We start from the raw sequence: 615 nt of genomic DNA on the forward strand, positions 1-615 counted from the left end.
CCGGAAGATCCCTCTGTCTACGGCCTTAACAAGAAGGAGGGCTGGTACTGGCCCAACTGCGGCGAGATCGACATCGTGGAGCATCTCGGGCACCAGCTTGGCGTCGCGCATGCCGCCCTTCACAGCAAGGACGCCTACTTCAAGAACGGCGGCGAACGGTCGGAAGCAACCGAGATCGCGGACTTCTCCGGCGGCTTCCATACCTATGCGGTGGAGTGGTTTCCCGATCACCTGACCTTCTTCGCCGACGGCGTGCGCTATCACCGGGTGGAAAACGATGGGGCTGGTTGGGAATCCTGGCCGTTCGATCACGCCTTCTATGTGATTCTCAACCTCGCGGTCGGCGGGAGCTGGGGCGGGCGCGAGGGCATCGACAGGAGCGCCTGGCCCCAGCGAATGCTGGTCGACTATGTGCGCATCTCCGAGTACGTCGGACCCGACAAGGAGGCGCTGTTGGCCGATGGGAGCCGGCCGTGATCCTTGAAGGGACGGTCAGCTTTCCCCGGCGTTGATCATCCTTCGGGCCAGTCGTCTTCTGTAGTCCCTTATCGACAAAATCTTTGACAAAACGATGAGAATTCTAAAGGGCCTCCAGCACGAGACTCGGCTGCACAA

Annotated in this window: 1 protein-coding gene; it reads left to right on the top strand. The window is 60.8% G+C overall.

Annotated elements, in window-relative coordinates:
• The coding region (locus G3446_RS27190) for a glycoside hydrolase family 16 protein (protein ID WP_164456752.1) at positions 1 to 477 on the top strand (477 nt) is incomplete at its 5' end.
• Between the last annotated feature and the right edge of the window lie 138 nt (positions 478 to 615).

The organism is Thiorhodococcus minor (assembly GCF_010820565.1).
In the GTDB taxonomy this organism is placed as follows: domain Bacteria; phylum Pseudomonadota; class Gammaproteobacteria; order Chromatiales; family Chromatiaceae; genus Thiorhodococcus; species Thiorhodococcus minor.